Below are 16,016 nucleotides of genomic sequence, written 5' to 3' on the forward strand. Positions count from 1 at the left end.
AGATCTTCCAAGGTGAGAATCGTCGTATTTTCAACTGCTTTGCGTCGGCGCAACCACTGATATCGTCCGACCCTTTATGCAGAAACCGCGGGGAAGTGCTCAACCACACCTCTGACGCCGCGGACACTCTCGGCGGCTACGCGCGCAGCCTTCTTGCACTCTGCGGTGTCAACGTTTCCCCAGAGGTGGGCTACCCCGTCGGAGACGGTTACAGTCATGCCTTTTCCGGCAAGACCCGTATTTTCGCTGAGGCGGATCGCAATGCTGCGACGGATCGCCTCGTCACCCGGTGCGGTTGCATCCTGGCTTGCCGCGATAATCGCCTCCAAAAGGTTCGCGCGACTAATGATACCGACGAGTTTCCCCTCTCTGACCACAGGAATGCGTTTAATGCGATGTTCCTGCATCAACCTGGAGACCTGTCCGAGAGATGCGTCCTCGTCCACGACCACGGGCTCGCGGCTCATGACGTCGGCCACCCTCCACGCGTTGCTCTTGACATACGAACTGGCTTTCTCGTCGGCAGTGGGGAGGGGTGTTCCGAGTTCGGCAATGGCTCCCTGGCCCAACTCCGATCTCCGCAGCAGGTCACCCTCGCTGATGATTCCGACGAGGTCACCTGCATCGTCGATCACCGGGACGCCGCTTATGTGATTGGTGAGCATGATCTCGGCGGCCCGCCTGACACTGTTGTCCGGTGATACCCCGACAACCTGCGTGGTCATCATGTCTTTGACGAGCATCGCTGCACGACCTTCCCTTTGAGGGCACCGAGCCATTATCAAACTACACCTGTTGCGGGCGTTCGACAACCGTTTCACCGGTGTTCCGGTGGCATTGACGTGGCAGCGCCTCAAGCCGGGCTGCCCATCCACTGCCATCCGCCATCCTTGCCGATTTCCAGGACGGCATCGTGGCAATCGCTTAGGGCGTCCGTTTCCGCGCTCATGATGCAGGTAATAGAATTCTCGGTAAGGATTTGCAGAATACTGTGAAGCTGGTCGCGACCCAGTGTCATGTCGATGCGGTCCAAGAAGGCGAACCTGGGCATCGCGACAAGAATACTGGCGAGCGACAGAAGTTGCTGCTCCTGCAGTGAAAGCAACATTTCCCAGTCTTTCTCTACATCTAGCCCCGCGTGATCGAGGAGATACTCAAGATTGAGGTTGCGCAGGCACCGTACGATGCGTTCCTCCGGGACGTCGTCCGCGCGTGCATTGCGGACAAGAGCCTGTCGTAGTGTGCCTGTCGGCATATAAGGGCGCTGAGGAAGGAAAAGTATGTCGTCGGGGGCTGGGCGGATGATGCGTCCGGTGGAGCCTTTGAACGAAATGCCGGCAGTTGCTTTGAACAGCGCTGTTCGAGCGCCTTGAGCGGGCCCGGTGATCAAGACGCGCGCTCCGACGGGGATCGAAAGCGACAAGTCTCTTACGAGGGGGGCTCCATTCGGCGATGACAACAGAGTCAACCGCTCGTAGGCCAGACACCCTGTTTTCTCGATAAACTCGATTCCCGATTCCGCGGGTGTTTGCACCTGTTCGATAGCCTCCATCAGGGAGCTAAGCCGCGCGACGACCGCAGCGAACGTCGAGATGGACTTAAACTGGGTTATGATAAGGGAAAAAGCCCCCACGAGCATTGCGAAAGCCGCGCCGGATTGGGTTATCACCCCGAACTCGATGTCCCCTCTGATGTAGGCAGGCGCAATGATCAAGGCGGGAATGATTTGGATGAGCCAGTTATAGCCGGTGGTGAAGAATCCCACGTTGCGATTGATCGCGGTGACTTCGCGAAAATTGGTGACCACCTCGTCAAGCCGCTGCAGCAGACGAAAACTCTGCTGCCCTTCGCAGCGCGCCAGCATAATGGATTCGGCGTTTTCTCGAACTTGAATTAGGCTGGCGCGGAAGCTGGCCTCCTTGTCGAGCTGGTCATAGTTCAGTTTGATCAATGGTCGCCCAAGCGTGATCGTCAAGTACGACCCGCCAGCCGCATACAGCACGGCGACGACAAACAGCAGGGGGCTTATTGACCAAAGCACACCGGAAAACGCTATGATCGTGAGGCTGCTGCTAAGCGCCATAAGGATGAACGACAGGGTCGTCACTGTGAAGGCGCGCATGTCCTCGGCGATACGCTGGTCGGGGTGTGTGAGCTGCCCGGAGACATCCAGTTGATAGTAGGTTCCGTCGGCCAGGTAGGAATTGACGGCCCGCCGGGTGAGGAAATCTCGCCAGAGCAGTGCAAGGCGCTCTTCGACAAATCGGGAGACGACCGAAACGACGGTGAAGGCCGCAAACACCGCAATGTAAAATGTTGCCTGCCGGATGAATTCGGCGGTTTGGCGATCGGCGATCGCGCTCATGAAGTTGCGGCCCACGTAGCTGTTTACGACGTTCAGACCATTGAGGGCGAACAAAAGCGCCACCAATCCGCCAAACATCACCCTGGCTTTCCTGCCGACGCCGGAGGTCAGGAAGACCGTGAGCGCTCGCACGAAGCGAACGGCCGTTGTTTTGAAGGGAATCTGTTGTTTCTCCATGGCAGTATTCTTTCCCATGGGTGAATGCGCAAATTTAAAGCACAACCGCGCCTAGAACACCACTCCGCCATGTTGGACGTAAACTGAAGTCAAGAAATGGATCGGAAGTTCAATCTCAGTGCATGCTCGGCCTGACCGCTACCGCAGGAGTCGAAGCTGGCGGTCAAACGCGGTTTCCTCCACGTGCTCTCCAGAGATCAGGTTCGACATATCCTGCCCCATGCCGCCCAGATCGGCACAGCCGCATCTCAATCAATACTGCATAAGTTGCTACCGAAACGAGGTAAATCATACTGCATTGTGAGGTATGCGGATGTTTCGCCCGTCGTGTTAGCCTGTTTTTCAAGAAAAACGCTAGGGCAGGGACGATATGTCAAAGTATATCCTGGTTCAGGACGACGACAGGTGGGCGATCGTCGATGAGGCTACGCAGGCACCCGCAAGGATCGATGGCGTGTGGCTTGCACAGATGCAGCATGACGAGGCGCGGCAGATGATCAAGATCCTGCGGGGCATCGAGGTCATCCGCGGCGCGTCGACGCGCACGGCCGTGTCGGCGAAGCGACTTGGAAGGCTGGCGCTCCATGGCGCCGGTATCGAATAGCGCGCGCACATGGGGCAGGCGAGGCTGGTGCCTCGGAAAGCGGACGCTTTCCGTTTTTTCAATCCCGAGTATAGTTGCGGCATCGGTGATCTCGCTGCAGGGAGAGAGACATGCAAGCCAGGGCAAAAGGCGTGATCCTAGCGGCCGCTTTTTTGATGCCGTCGGCAGTCTTTGCGGCCGAGGCGCTGAAGGTCGACGGCCGCGCCCACACGTGCAGCGAGCTCGCGCAGATCATCCGCCAGAACAAATCGGTTTTCGTCCGGGTGGGCATCGGCGGCCGCAGTTTCCGCTATCCGCCGGCCAAATGTAAGCTGGGCGAGAAGCGCGACACCACCAACTTTCGGGATGCGGCCGGCAAGCAGTGCGTCCTCGACTACGCCTGCGTCTACGATTCGCAGTCCTTCTATAATTTCCGCTAGTCCACCCGCTCCGATCGGAGAAGGCCTCTTGCCAATCTAGATGTTGCCTGCGGCATATCCGGCGCTTAAAGCTGGTGGCAATCCCGTGTCATGAAAAGTGGACCGATGAGCAGCAACTTCTATTCCAGCCTGGGTGGCCTGCCGCCGCAGACCGAGCTTTTGTCCAGCAAGGCAGTCTTCACGACCGCCTATGCCGTTATCCCCCGCACCGTCATGACGGATATCGTCACCAGCGTGCTCCCGCACTGGTCGGGAACCCGCGCCTGGGTGCTGTCGCGTCCGCTCACCGGCTTTTCGGAGACGTTTTCGCAATATGTGATGGAAGTGCAGCCGGGCGGCGGCAGCGACCGGCCGGAGCCGGAAAAGCGCGCCGAGGGCGTGCTCTTCGTGGTCGAAGGCGAGATGACGGTCGAATTCGAAGGCACCGCGCATGCACTGCGATCCGGCTCGTTCGCCTATTTGCCGGCAGGCTCAGCCTGGCGCCTCTGGAACAGGAGTTCCGCCCCGGTGAAATTCCACTGGGTGCGCAAGGCATTTCAGGAAGTCGAAGGGCTGGAGCCGCCGCCGGCGATCTTCACGCACGAGGACAACCATCCGGTTTCGGCGATGCCCGATACCGACGGCCGCTGGGCAACGACCCGCTTCATCGATCCGGCCGACGTGCGCTACGACATGCACGTCAACATCGTCACGCTGGAAACCGGCGCCGTCATCCCCTTCATGGAAACCCACGTCATGGAGCACGGCCTCTACGTGCTCGAGGGAAAGGCGGTCTATCGCCTGAACACGGACTGGGTCGAGGTCGAAGCCGGCGACTTCATGTGGCTGCGCGCCTTCTGCCCGCAGGCCTGCTACGCCGGCGGCCCCGGCCGCTTCCGCTACCTCCTCTACAAGGACGTCAACCGCCACGTGGGATTGTGGTAGGGGGCGACAGACGGCCAGAGCCATCAGGCAACCGGGCGTTTTGCCGCGACGGCCGGCGAGAACGACGATGAACCTGATCGCACATGTCGAAATACCGACAAGGGATATCGAGAGGGCCATGCGCTTCTACAGCGAGGTCTTTGGCGTGTCCTTCGGAGAGACGGTCGAGATCCATGGCAGCAGGATGGCGTTCTTCCCGTTCAAAGAGGGAAACGACGGGGCGAGCGGCGCGCTGGCGCAAGGAGAGGTCTATGTGCCGACCTTGGATGGCGCGGTCGTCTATTTCAGTGTTGCCAACATCGACGACGCGATATCCAAGGCTATTGCATTGGGAAGCGATATCCTGTTTCCCAAGACATCCGTTGACGGACACCTGTTTGTTGCGGAGATTGCCGACAGCGAAGGAAACCGCATCGCGCTTATGACGACCTGATCTGAGTGCAAGATGCTGTCGCGGGATTGCCGGAAGCGGCTGTTGTTGCGATTGCGCAAAGCCAGACGGGGCGTGGTCGGTCCCAATTCGGAATTTGCCGGAATACAAAATTTCGCTTGAGCCGAACCCTGCGTCATACCGTAATGAAGATTCCGAAGGAGTTTTCGATGGACGGACGCGCCAGAGACGAAGTGCTGTTGACCCCACTTGAATGCGCCAGCCGCATTGGCCTCACCATTCGTGCTCTTAGACTCTATGAACAGCAGGGGCTGATCTCACCCCGCCGCACGGCCAAGCAATGGCGGCTTCACGGTCGAGACGAAATTGCTCGATTGAACGAGATATTGGCTCTCAAGTCTCTGGGCCTCAGCCTGCGGGAAATTTCGAAGCTTTTGCGCGGTCATTCCACTGATTTGGAGCAGACGCTCGCCTTGCAGCGTGAGGCCCTGGCCGACACCAAAAGTCGGGCGGAGCGAGGATTGCGTGTGATTGAAGCACTGCGGGCAAAAATACGGAACGGAGCGGTCGCTTCAATTGACGACCTCATGAGATTGGCGAAGGAGACCAAAATGACGGACCCGGCAAAGGATACCGTAGCTTGGCGGCGCTACGAACAGATGCGCCCGCGAACCGAAGTTGCTATTAATAAAGCTCTCTACGACGACTATGTCGGAGCCTACGAGTTTGTGAATGGGCCACTCGCGGTCGTATCGCAGCGGGATGGGCAGCTGCTGTATCGAATTATCGGTCAATCGGACTTGGAGATTTATCCGGAGAGCGAGACTGAATTCTTCATGAAGATCTTACCTGTGCAGCTAACCTTCATCCGGGATGAAGACGGAGCGGTCAGGAGCCTGATACATCATCAGAACGGTTCGGAAAGCCGTGTGGTCAGAACGGACTTTGATTATGTGCGCGCGAGCGAACAGGAATTGCACCGGCGCATAAAGGAAAAGACGCCACAGGCGGAAAGCGAAGCCGCCTTGCTGCGTGTGCTTGGTGAACTTGTTCGGAGGCAGCCAAATCTGGATAGAATGTCGGAGGGGCTGTCGGTGCTGGTCGAGGAGCAGAAAGACTTCGTTCAAGCTGAGCTGGAAAAAGCCGGTGCTTTGACAAGTCTTTCGTTCAAAGGCGTTTCCCAAGAGGGACACGATATTTACGAAGCAGAGTTCGAGCGCACCACAATGGAGTGGGGGCTGTTTTTGACGCCGAGGGGAAACATCGAGGCTCTATATTTTCGGTCGGTGCTGGTTTGAAGCTGCAACCTTGACCGCGAATGTCGCAGCGGCTCCAACGAAGAACCGGGGCCTCTCAGCCCCGGTCATCGTTTCCCGACACTCAGATGTCGCTTGCGGCGTCCGACCAGAGGTCGGCGGCCTGGGCGGCGGTCATGCGCCGGACTTCGGCTTCGTGGCGGCGGTTGGCGAAGAGTTCGCTTGCCATGATCTGGTCGGCGAGGTCGGCCGGCAGGGACAGGATCACGCGTGCGTCGCCGCCGTGGATGCCGCCGAGTTCCGAGCGCTTGCCGGTGATCATGCCGCCGGCCACCGTGTTGTTGGTGTCCGGGTCGATCAGGATGAACGAGCCCGAGGAGCGGTTCTGCTCGTAGGGATCGAAGATCGCGGCCTCGTCGAAGGAGAGATGCACCTTGCCGATGGCATTCATGTAGAGCGTCTCGGCCGACGTCCATGTTCCGCTCTTCAGCTGCAGCTGGGCGACCGGCTGCACCTGCACGCGCTGGCGGCGGCTGCCGCTCTTCAGCCAGTAGCGTTTGCCGGCCTCGATGCCTTCGGGCTGCAGCGCCACGAGCTGGGCGTCGAACGAGAGGCCGACCTGCGGCTGCGCGTCGATCGACACGATCATGTCGCCGCGCGCGACGTCCACCTGGCGGTCGAGGACGAGCGTGATCGCATCGCCGGCAACGGCCGCGTTGCGCACGAGATCGAAGGTGACGATCTTCGAGACGTTGGCCACCATGCCGGACGGCAGGATCATGACGCTGTCGCCGGGCTTCACCGAGCCGCCGGCAACTGTGCCCTGATAGCCGCGGAAGCTCTCGCCCGGACGCGAGACGCGCTGGACGGAGAGGCGGAAGCCGACGGTCTGCGATGACCGCACGGTGGCAAGCTCAAGCGTCTCGACCAGCGTCGGGCCGGAATACCACGGCATCGCCGCTTCGCCGGAATAGACGACGTTTTCGCCCTTCAGCGCCGACATCGGGATCGCGGTGATCTGCTTGACGCCGAGAGACAGCGCGAACTCGCGGAACTCGTGCGTGATCCTCTCGAAGCCGGCACGGTCGTAGTTCGTCAGGTCGATCTTGTTGATCGCCAGCACGAACTGCTTGATGCCGAGCAGCGAGGCGATCGTCGCATGACGGCGCGTCTGTTCGAGAATGCCGGCGCGTGCGTCCACGAGCAGGATCGCGAGATCCGCGGTCGATGCGCCCGTTGCCATGTTGCGCGTATACTGTTCGTGGCCCGGTGTGTCGGCGACGATGAACGAGCGCTTGTCGGTCGAAAAATAGCGATAGGCGACATCGATGGTGATGCCCTGTTCGCGCTCGGCCTGCAGGCCGTCGAGCAGCAGCGCGAAGTCGGGCAGGCCGAGATCGTTCTGCTTGCCGGTGGAATCGCGCTGCAGCGTCGCGGCCTGATCTTCCTTCACCGCCTTGGTATCCCAGAGCAGGCGTCCGATCAGCGTGGACTTCCCGTCATCGACGCTGCCGCAGGTGATGAGCCGGAGCGGTCGCGTGTCGCGCACGGCCTTGAGAGGCTCGGCAGCGGGCAAGGGGACGACGGTTGCGGCCGAGGCTGCTGTTTGAGCTGCAGTCATCTCAGAAATATCCTTCACGCTTCTTTTTTTCCATGGAGCCGGATTGGTCGCGATCGATCGCGCGGCCCTGGCGTTCGGAGACCGTTGCGATCTCGAGTTCGGCAATCACCTCTTCGAGAGTGGTTGCCTGGGAGGGAATGGCGCCGGTCAGCGGAAAGTCGCCGAGCGTGCGGAAACGGATCATGCCTTCCTGGCGAACTTCGCCCGGCAGCAGTTCCAGGCGCGGGTCTTCGGCAAGGATCATCATGCCGTCGCGCTCGACGTATGGCCGCTTCTTGGCATAGTAGAGCGGCACGAGCGGGATATCCTCGGCCTGGATGTAGCGCCAGATGTCGACCTCGGTCCAGTTCGACAGCGGGAAGGCGCGCACGCTTTCGCCCTTGCGGATCTGGCCGTTGTAGACGTTCCAGAGTTCCGGGCGCTGGTTGCGCGGATCCCAGCGATGGTCGGGCGTGCGGAAGGAATAGATGCGCTCCTTGGCGCGGCTTGCTTCCTCGTCGCGGCGTGCGCCGCCAAAGGCCGCGTCGAACTGGCCGGCGTCGAGCGCCTGGCGCAGCCCTTCCGTCTTCATGATATCGGTAAAGGTTGCCGAGCCATGGGTGAATGGCGTGACGCCCTCTGCCGCTCCGCGCGGATTGATGTGCTCGATCAGGTCGAGATCGTATTTCTTCGCGGTCTGGTCGCGAAACGCGATCATCTCGCGGAACTTCCAGCCGGTGTTGACGTGCAGCAGCGGGAAGGGGACGCGACCGGGGTAGAAGGCCTTGCGCGCCAGATGCAGCAGCACGGACGAATCCTTGCCGATCGAATAGAGCATCACGGGACGCTCGAACTCGGCGGCCACTTCGCGGAAGATGTGGATGGATTCGTTTTCGAGGGCTTTCAGATGCGGGTCGAGCGGCGACTTGCTGCTCTGCGGATTGTTGAGTTCCGTATCCGGACGGCTATCGGGCATTACTAACTCCAGACTTCGATCATTCGCGGGCGGGAGGCATCCGGAATGGAGTACAATTCAGACTTCGGGGAGCGCAGATGGTTGCCGCGCTCCGGTCCCGAGGTCGACGGGCTATTGTTGGACGGCAATCGCGGCGGCCTCTTCGGCAACATGCAGGCCGCATTCGCGCGTCTGGTCCTGCTCCCACCACCAGCGGCCGGCGCGCTCGGGCTCGCCGGGCTTGATGGCTCGCGTGCAGGGCTCGCAGCCGATCGAGGGGTAGCCGCGCGCATGCAGCGGGTTGATCGGGACGCCGTTGTCGGCGACATAGGCCTTGATGACGTCGATATCCCAGTCGGCCAGCGGGTTGACCTTGAGGAGATGCCGCTCGGCGTCGTACTCGGCAAAAGGCGTCTCGGCGCGGTTGGCGGACTGGCCGCGGCGAAGGCCGGTGATCCAGATCGTTGCTCCAGCGAGCGCGCGCGCAAGCGGCTTCAGCTTGCGCACGCCACAACAGGCATGCCTGGCTTCGACGCTCTCGTAGAAGCCGTTCAGACCGTATTGGGCGGCATAGGCGTCGATATCGGCCTGCTCCGGCTCGTAGCGGCTGATATGGATGTCGTACTGCTTTTCGGTTTCGTCGAGCAGCGCGAGCGTTTCGGCAAAGAGCCTGCCGGTCTGCAGCGTCACGACGTCGATCGGCAGGCGGTGATTGCCGATCTCCGCCGTAATCACCTGATCCTCGATGCCGAGCGACGTGGTGAAGACGACGCGCCCGCCAAGACCGGCCACGAACGACAGACGTTCGGCCAGGTCGAGGCTAGCAAGTTTCGCGTTCAGCGTTTCCGCCTCTTCGATTGTGTGGGCAACAGTCATGGGAGTCCTGTCCTAGATGCTGACCGGAGTATCGCAGGTCAGGAATGGATCGGACAGAAAAAGGCATTTCGAATGCGGGCGTGAAAGGAGCAAATATCTCTCCCCTCGCACTGCAATGCAGAAAAGCAGCCGCGCGAACGATCGAAATCGCTCGCGAGCCCTAATGTCTATTGAATTAGTAGAGTTACACGTTGCCTGTCAATCGGAAATCTGAATTGATAGCGCCGGGGTCAAATTTTAGCGTAGATTCATATTCATGGGCCGAGGGCAAAAAACAAGGCCAAAAACCTTATGTCTCAGGGGTTTCGCTTCTTCGTTCAAATTCCGTTCATGCAGGAAGTGCGATAGAGATACGGTGATAATTTCGGCGGGCTGAGAATCAGCCCCCATGTGTGTGTCGACAGGCAAAATGATTACCCAGAAAGCCAAATACGCGCTGAGAGCGCTGACCGTTCTGGCCGAGGCCGCTGACGGCGAACCTGTGATGATCTCCGACATTGCGGCGCAGCAGAAGATACCGAAGAAATTCCTGGAGCAGATTTTGCTCGACCTGAAACACCAGGGTATCGTCTCCAGCCGGCGCGGCAAGCAGGGCGGCTATCTGCTGTTGAAACCAGCCGATATGATCACCTTCGGCGAGGTGCTGCGCATCATCGACGGTCCGATCGCTCCGCTGCCCTGCCTGTCGATCACCGCCTATCGCAAATGCGATGACTGCGACGGCGAACAGAACTGCGAAATCCGCCACGTCTTCGCAAAAGTCGCGGATGCGACGCGCAAGGTGCTTTTCTCCACGACCATTGCCGACGCCATTGCGCCCGCCAAGATTGCGCAGGTCACACGCATGCTGGCCTAGCGGGCGGTCCCGGTCTCTTCGCGGCGCTTTGCGTGGGCGAGGCCGACAATTGCGCGGCCTGCTAGGCGAGCGCAGCGAGGCGTTCGGTCTCTGGGGTGACAACAAGATTGACGGTCTGGCCTATCAGGACAGGATCCGGGGCGAGTGGTGAGGCCGCTGTTCGATACCAACATCCTGATCGACTACCTCAACGCGATTCCCGCCGCGGCCGAAGAGCTTGACCGCTACGAAAGCGCTGCGATCAGTATCATCACCTGGATGGAGGTGTTGGCGGGTGCCGCACCTGACGTCGTCGATGCGACACGCCGTTTCCTCGCCGGCTTCCAGATCGTTCCGTTGCAAGCTGCTATCGCGGAAAAGGCGGTTCAGATCAGGCGGGCGCACCGAATAAGATTACCCGACGCGATCATCTGGGCGACCGCTGCGACAAATTCGATGCTTCTTGTGACGAGGAACACGAAGGAATTTCCCGCCAGTTCGCCAGATGTGCGTATTCCCTGCGTTCTCGCAACCGTTACCGATCGCTCACCGCCCAGCGCGGGTTGATCCACGGCTCCTGGTTGGAACGCGGCAGCGGCTGCTTGCCGAGGATGTGGTCGGCAGCCTTCTCGCCGGTCATGATCGATGGCCCGTTGAGGTTGCCGTAGGTGACGTGCGGGAAGATGGAGCTGTCGGCCACGCGCAATCCGTCGACGCCGATCACCCGGGTCTCGGGATCGACGACCGCCGTCGGATCGTCCTTGGCGCCCATCTTGCAGGTGCCGCAGGGGTGATAGGCGCTTTCCAGATGCTCGCGCAGGAAGGCATCGATCTGGTCGTCCGTCTGCACGCCTTCGCCCGGCTGGATCTCCGGTCCGCGATAGTGATCGAATGCCTGCTGCCCGAAGATCTCGCGGGTCAGCCGCACGCAGTGGCGGAACTTTTCCCAGTCCTCGGCATGGCTCATGTAGTTGAAGCGAATGACGGGATCGGCCTTCGGGTCCGGGGACTGCAGCGTGACGTTGCCGCGCGACTTCGACAGGTTATAGCCGACATGCACCTGGAAGCCGTGGCTCTTGGCTGCCGCCTTGCCGTCGTAGCTGATCGCCACCGGCAGGAAGTGGTACTGGATGTCGGGTTGCTTGACGCCGGGCGCCGAGCGCAGGAAGGCGCAGGCCTCGAACTGGTTGGACGTCCCGAGCCCCGACCGCGTCAGGAGCCACTGCGCGCCCGCCACGCCTTGCCAGAACCAGGGAAGCCAGGAATAAAGCGAGACAGGCTTGGTGCTTACCTGCTGGAAATAGAATTCCATGTGGTCCTGAAGGTTGGCGCCGACGCCCGGCCGGTCTGCCTTCACCTCGATGCCCATCTCCTTGAGGTGCCCGCCCGGGCCGATGCCCGACAGCATCAGCAGCTTCGGCGAATTGAACGAGGAGGCCGAAACGATCACCTCGCGGTTGGCCTTTACCACCTCCACCTTGCCGGCGCGCTCGATTTCGACGCCGGTCGCACGCCCGTTCTCGATCACCACCTTGCGGGCGAAGCCGTAGACCAGTTCGACATTGGCGCGCTTCAGCGCCGGCTTCAGGTAGGCGTTCGCGGCGGACCAGCGCCTGCCCTGGAAGATGGTCTGTTCCATCAGCCCGAAGCCTTCCTGCTTCGAGCCGTTATAGTCGTCCGTCGCCTCGAACCCGGCCTGCTTTCCGGCCTCGATGAAGGCGTGGAAGAGGGGGTTCGTCACGCCGCCGCGCTGCACGTGCAGCGGGCCGTCGGTGCCGCGCCAGCCCTCTTCGCCGCCATGGCTGTGCTCCATCCGCTTGAAATAGGGCAGCACGTCGGCATAGGCCCAGCCGTTGGCGCCGAGATCCTCCCAGCGATTGTAGTCTTCCGCATGGCCGCGCACGTACACCATGCCGTTGATCGACGACGAGCCGCCGATCACCTTGCCGCGCGGCGCGGTGATGCGCCGGTTGTTGAGCGCAGGCTCGGGCTCCGAGAGGTAGCCCCAGTTATAGCGCTTCATGCTCATCGGCCAGGCAAGCGCTGCCGGCATCTGGATGAACGGCCCGAAATCGCTGCCGCCGGCCTCGATGACGATCACGCTGTTCCGGCCGTCTTCCGAGAGGCGGTATGCAAGTGCCGAGCCCGCCGAGCCGGAACCGATGATGACGAAATCTGCCTGCATGATGGATCCCATGGTTCTTGTTTTGGTACGGCTCGGCGCTCAACGTTCAATAAGGCGACTGCACCGGCCCCATGCCGACATAGACCGTCTTCAGCTCCGAATAGTGCTCCAGCGCGGCAAGCGAATTCTCGCGGCCGAAGCCGGATTGCTTCGATCCGCCGAAGGGGATTTCGACCGGGCAGAGATTGTAGGTGTTGATCCAGAGCGTACCGGCTTCCAGCTGGTCGACGACGCGGTGGGCGCGGGTGATGTCGGAGGTGAAGACGCCTCCGGAAAGGCCGAATTCGGTAGCATTCGCCCGGCCGATCACGTCGGCCTCGTCGTCGAAATCGAGCACGCACATGACCGGGCCAAAGATCTCTTCGCGGGCGATCGTCATTCCGTCCGTCACGTCGGCAAAGACCGTCGGCTGCACATAGTAGCCTTCGCCGGAGACGTTGTTGGGAATGCCGCCGCCGGCGATCAGCGTCGCGCCTTCGGCCTTGCCCTTCTCGATATAGTCGAGGACCTTGCCGCGCTGCGCCCATGAGACCATCGGCCCGAGCTGCGTCGCCTCGTCCATCGGATCGCCGATGACGATTGCCTCGGTGCGTGCCTTCAGCCGCTTCAGGAATTCGCCCTTGATCGTCCTCTGGACGAAGACGCGCGTACCGTTGGAGCAGACTTGCCCGGTCGAATAGAAATTCCCGAGCATGGCGCCGCCGATGGCGCTGTCGATGTCGGCATCGTCGAAAACGATCAGCGGCGACTTGCCGCCGAGCTCCATGGTGACGTGTTTGAGGTTTCCGGCGGCCGCTGCCGCAACCTTGCGTCCGGTCGGCACCGAGCCGGTCAGCGAGACCTTCGCGACATCGGGGTGATTGACGAGCAGCGGGCCGGTGGTGCGGTCGCCCTGGATGACGTTGTAAAGGCCCTTCGGCAGGCCGGCCTCGTGGAGGATCTCGGCGATCTTCAGGGCCCCGAGCGGCGTGTTTTCCGAAGGCTTGAACACCATGGCATTGCCGGCGGCGAGGGCGGGCGCGCCCTTCCAGCAGGCGATCTGCTGAGGATAGTTCCACGCGCCGATGCCGACGCAGACGCCGAGCGGGACACGTTTGGTATAGGCGAAATCGCCGCCGAGCGGGATGTAGGAGCCGTTGAGGCCGGCAGCGATGACGCCACCGAAGAACTCGAAGCTGTCGGCCCCCGAAGTCGGGTCGGCGACGATCGTTTCCTGGATCGGCTTGCCGGTGTCGAGCGTTTCCAGCTCGGAAAGCTCGCGGTTGCGCTCGCGCATGATGTCGGCGGCGCGCTTCAGGATGCGGCCACGCGCGGTCGGGCTCATTGCCGCCCATTCCGGCTGCGCGCGCCTGGCGGCAGCGATCGCCTTTTCGACGATGGCAGGCGTTGCCGCATGCAGCCGGGCGATCACCTCTCCGGTGGCCGGATAGAGGCTTTCGATGACGCTGCCGCCGTCGTCTTCCACATATTCGCCGTCGATGAAGTGCGACGCCTTGGGTTGGGCTCTCATGTCAGTTGTCCTTGGATGGATTGAGGTGGTCGTCCCTTCTCCCCTCGGGGAGAAGGTGGCCCGCAGGGCCGGATGAGGGGGCGGCAATCTCGGCCTCGCGGTCGCTCACCCCGTCTCATCGGTCCTTCGGACATCGTCTCCCCGAGGGGAGAAGGCAGAGGCGTTCGCAAGCAGCGCATTCACATAATCCTCCGTCAACGCGATCGAGGCTTCTATGCCGATTTGCGCCGATTTCAGACTTTGCCGGATATAGAGACCGTCGATCATCGCAGCCGCGCCCTCCGCGATGCGTTCTGCGGCATCGGGCGGGCAAAGCGCCTTCAGGTTGGCAAGCAGGTTCGAGCGCAGCCGCCGGGCATAGATGACGAGGAAGCGGCGCGTTTCTTCGGAGCGCTGCGCCTCGGCATAGAAGGCGAGCCAGGCGGCGATGGTTTCGGTCGCGAACTGGTCGGCGTGAAAACTGGCGCGGATGATCGCGGAGAGCTTTTGGCGTGGCGTCGCGGCCATCCGCAGCGCCGTCACGGCGTCGTCGCGCAACTGGCGTAGAAGCGAGCGCACGGTCTCGATCAGCAGCTGTTCCTTGCTGCCGAAATAATGATGCGCGAGCGCGGGCGAGACACCGGCCTGCCGTGCGATCTCGGACATGGTGACGCTGAGCGAGCCGTGATCCCCGATCACCCGCAGGGCTGCATCGACGAGCGCCTTGCGGCGCACAGGCTCCATTCCGACTTTCGGCATCGTACAGCTCCGGCAAAGACCGCATTCTAATGTTGATTGAGTAATCAATCAATAAAAAATCTTTCAGCATTCCGAAGACTTATCTCTTTGCATCCGCCGTTGTTGCGGCATATTCTTCTTACCAACCGGGAGGTGCATCATGGCTGATATTTCCAATGGCATGTCTTTTTCGTCCCTTCGGTCGAAATGGGTCTGGTTTGCAATCCTTGGCGCTTTGCTGATCGCCTGCGGCGTCATCGCAGCCGGCAACGTGATCATGGCGACGGTCGTTTCGGTCTACTATGTCGGCGTGCTGATGCTCGTCGGTGGCATCGTCTATCTCATCCACGCCTTCCAGGTGCGCGGGTGGGATCAGCTGCTGTTCTGGGCTCTGAGCGGCGTTCTCTACGTGCTCGCCGGGGTCTTTGCCTTCTTGAACCCCATTCTCGCCTCGGCGGCGCTCACCCTGTTTCTCTCGATCGCGCTGCTGATCGCCGGCGTTTTCCGCGTCTGGGTCGGCTGGCGCATGCGGCCGCTGAAGGGCTGGGGCTGGGTTGTCGCAAGCGGCGTCATCACGGCGCTGGCGGGCTTCGTCATCGTCCTCGGCTGGCCCGTCAACAGTCTTTGGATCCTTGGTCTTTTCCTCGCCTGCGACCTTATGATCCAGGGCTGGTCGATGCTCGCCTTCGCCTTCGCGATCCGTCGGTAGTTGTGCCCGCAATCCACAGGCCGGTCATCACGGATTGTTTCTTTTTTGACAAGCTTGTGAGCAGGGGCTAAAATTCCTCGCATAAGGGCAGCCGCGGAAACGGCGGTAACCGGCGGCTTTTGCCTGAAATGCTCATCCGTCCCCCGACTGGGCAGATTTCTGTCCCGCGAGGTAAAGGGAGGAATGTCATGCCCATGGTAACCGTTTCCATCTCCCCGTTGCAGGCGGCCGATATCCGCGCGGCGATCGACGATGGCAGCTATGTCTCAAGCAGCGAAGTCGTGCGCGAGGCCCTGCGCCTGTGGGACGCCGCCCGCAAGATCGACGGAACCGCCCGCGGTCGCGATTGCGACGCCGCCGACAGCAAATGCGTGGCCGAGATGTTCGCCGATCACGAGGCCGAACATCGGCGCTCTGCCTGACCGAGGTCCATCGGCCGCCGATGCTGCTTTCATAAAACTTTCACATTGGGGAAAGTCTTCGTTGACCCTTC

At 61.1% G+C, this 16,016-nt stretch carries 17 protein-coding genes; 9 read left to right on the forward strand and 8 right to left on the reverse strand.

Features of this window, described 5'->3' with window-relative positions:
• Positions 1 to 74: 74 nt before the first annotated feature.
• Together ASC97_RS02440 and ASC97_RS02445 are read right to left on the reverse strand one after the other, a co-directional pair.
• Entirely contained in the window at positions 75 to 743 is a 669-nt protein-coding gene (locus ASC97_RS02440) for a CBS domain-containing protein (protein ID WP_057466749.1), read from the reverse strand.
• Positions 744 to 853: 110 nt separating this feature from the next.
• Entirely contained in the window at positions 854 to 2,542 is a 1,689-nt protein-coding gene (locus tag ASC97_RS02445) for an ABC transporter ATP-binding protein/permease (protein ID WP_057466750.1), read from the reverse strand.
• A 370-nt stretch (positions 2,543 to 2,912) separates the two neighbouring features.
• Here ASC97_RS02445 and ASC97_RS02450 point away from each other — a divergent pair, with 370 nt between their 5' ends.
• From ASC97_RS02450 to ASC97_RS02470, 5 genes are all read left to right on the forward strand, one after another.
• Complete coding sequence (locus ASC97_RS02450) at positions 2,913 to 3,146, forward strand: hypothetical protein (protein ID WP_057466751.1); 234 nt, start codon at positions 2,913 to 2,915, stop codon at positions 3,144 to 3,146.
• Between the two features lie 110 nt (positions 3,147 to 3,256).
• Entirely contained in the window at positions 3,257 to 3,565 is a 309-nt protein-coding gene (locus ASC97_RS02455) for a hypothetical protein (protein ID WP_057466752.1), read from the forward strand.
• A 105-nt stretch (positions 3,566 to 3,670) separates the two neighbouring features.
• On the forward strand, positions 3,671 to 4,489 hold the full coding sequence (locus ASC97_RS02460) for a bifunctional allantoicase/(S)-ureidoglycine aminohydrolase (protein WP_057466753.1): 819 nt from the start codon (positions 3,671 to 3,673) through the stop codon (positions 4,487 to 4,489).
• Between the two features lie 67 nt (positions 4,490 to 4,556).
• Positions 4,557 to 4,922, forward strand: coding sequence for a VOC family protein (locus tag ASC97_RS02465; protein ID WP_057466754.1), 366 nt, complete (start codon positions 4,557 to 4,559; stop codon positions 4,920 to 4,922).
• Positions 4,923 to 5,089: 167 nt separating this feature from the next.
• Complete coding sequence (locus ASC97_RS02470; RefSeq protein WP_113001256.1) at positions 5,090 to 6,178, forward strand: MerR family transcriptional regulator; 1,089 nt, start codon at positions 5,090 to 5,092, stop codon at positions 6,176 to 6,178.
• A gap of 82 nt (positions 6,179 to 6,260) precedes the next feature.
• Here the strand turns inward: ASC97_RS02470 and cysN are convergent, their stop codons facing one another.
• From cysN to ASC97_RS02485, 3 genes are all read right to left on the reverse strand, one after another.
• On the reverse strand, positions 6,261 to 7,757 hold the full coding sequence (gene cysN, locus ASC97_RS02475) for a sulfate adenylyltransferase subunit CysN (RefSeq protein ID WP_057466756.1): 1,497 nt from the start codon (positions 7,755 to 7,757) through the stop codon (positions 6,261 to 6,263).
• 1 nt (position 7,758) lies between these two features.
• Positions 7,759 to 8,712 carry a sulfate adenylyltransferase subunit CysD gene (cysD, locus tag ASC97_RS02480; RefSeq protein WP_057466757.1) on the reverse strand — a complete coding sequence of 318 codons (954 nt, stop codon included), beginning with the start codon at positions 8,710 to 8,712 and terminating at the stop codon, positions 7,759 to 7,761.
• A gap of 111 nt (positions 8,713 to 8,823) precedes the next feature.
• Entirely contained in the window at positions 8,824 to 9,567 is a 744-nt protein-coding gene (locus ASC97_RS02485) for a phosphoadenylyl-sulfate reductase (RefSeq protein WP_057466758.1), read from the reverse strand.
• Between the two features lie 409 nt (positions 9,568 to 9,976).
• Here ASC97_RS02485 and ASC97_RS02490 point away from each other — a divergent pair, with 409 nt between their 5' ends.
• Both ASC97_RS02490 and ASC97_RS02495 read left to right on the forward strand, forming a co-directional pair.
• Complete coding sequence (locus ASC97_RS02490; protein WP_057466983.1) at positions 9,977 to 10,423, forward strand: RrF2 family transcriptional regulator; 447 nt, start codon at positions 9,977 to 9,979, stop codon at positions 10,421 to 10,423.
• Positions 10,424 to 10,567: 144 nt separating this feature from the next.
• A complete protein-coding gene (locus ASC97_RS02495; protein WP_057466759.1) occupies positions 10,568 to 10,969 on the forward strand; it encodes a type II toxin-antitoxin system VapC family toxin in 402 nt (133 codons plus the stop codon).
• Here the strand turns inward: ASC97_RS02495 and betA are convergent.
• From betA to betI, 3 genes are all read right to left on the reverse strand, one after another.
• The gene (gene betA, locus ASC97_RS02500; protein ID WP_057466984.1) at positions 10,938 to 12,587 is read right to left on the reverse strand and encodes a choline dehydrogenase; all 1,650 of its coding nucleotides are present in this window, start codon (positions 12,585 to 12,587) and stop codon (positions 10,938 to 10,940) included. The genes ASC97_RS02495 and betA overlap by 32 nt on opposite strands.
• A gap of 46 nt (positions 12,588 to 12,633) precedes the next feature.
• Positions 12,634 to 14,097: a betaine-aldehyde dehydrogenase gene (betB, locus tag ASC97_RS02505; RefSeq protein WP_057466760.1), complete on the reverse strand. Its 1,464-nt coding sequence runs from the start codon at positions 14,095 to 14,097 to the stop codon at positions 12,634 to 12,636.
• 105 nt (positions 14,098 to 14,202) lie between these two features.
• Positions 14,203 to 14,835, reverse strand: coding sequence for a transcriptional regulator BetI (gene betI / locus ASC97_RS02510; protein WP_057466761.1), 633 nt, complete (start codon positions 14,833 to 14,835; stop codon positions 14,203 to 14,205).
• Positions 14,836 to 14,974: 139 nt separating this feature from the next.
• Here betI and ASC97_RS02515 point away from each other — a divergent pair, with 139 nt between their 5' ends.
• Both ASC97_RS02515 and ASC97_RS02520 read left to right on the forward strand, forming a co-directional pair.
• Positions 14,975 to 15,523, forward strand: a complete 549-nt coding sequence (locus tag ASC97_RS02515) for an HdeD family acid-resistance protein (protein WP_057466762.1) — start codon at positions 14,975 to 14,977, stop codon at positions 15,521 to 15,523.
• A gap of 188 nt (positions 15,524 to 15,711) precedes the next feature.
• A complete protein-coding gene (locus ASC97_RS02520; RefSeq protein ID WP_057466763.1) occupies positions 15,712 to 15,945 on the forward strand; it encodes a ribbon-helix-helix domain-containing protein in 234 nt (77 codons plus the stop codon).
• The last annotated feature ends 71 nt before the right edge of the window (positions 15,946 to 16,016 follow it).

The organism is Rhizobium sp. Root1203, from assembly GCF_001424945.1.
Taxonomy (GTDB): Bacteria; Pseudomonadota; Alphaproteobacteria; order Rhizobiales; family Rhizobiaceae; genus Rhizobium.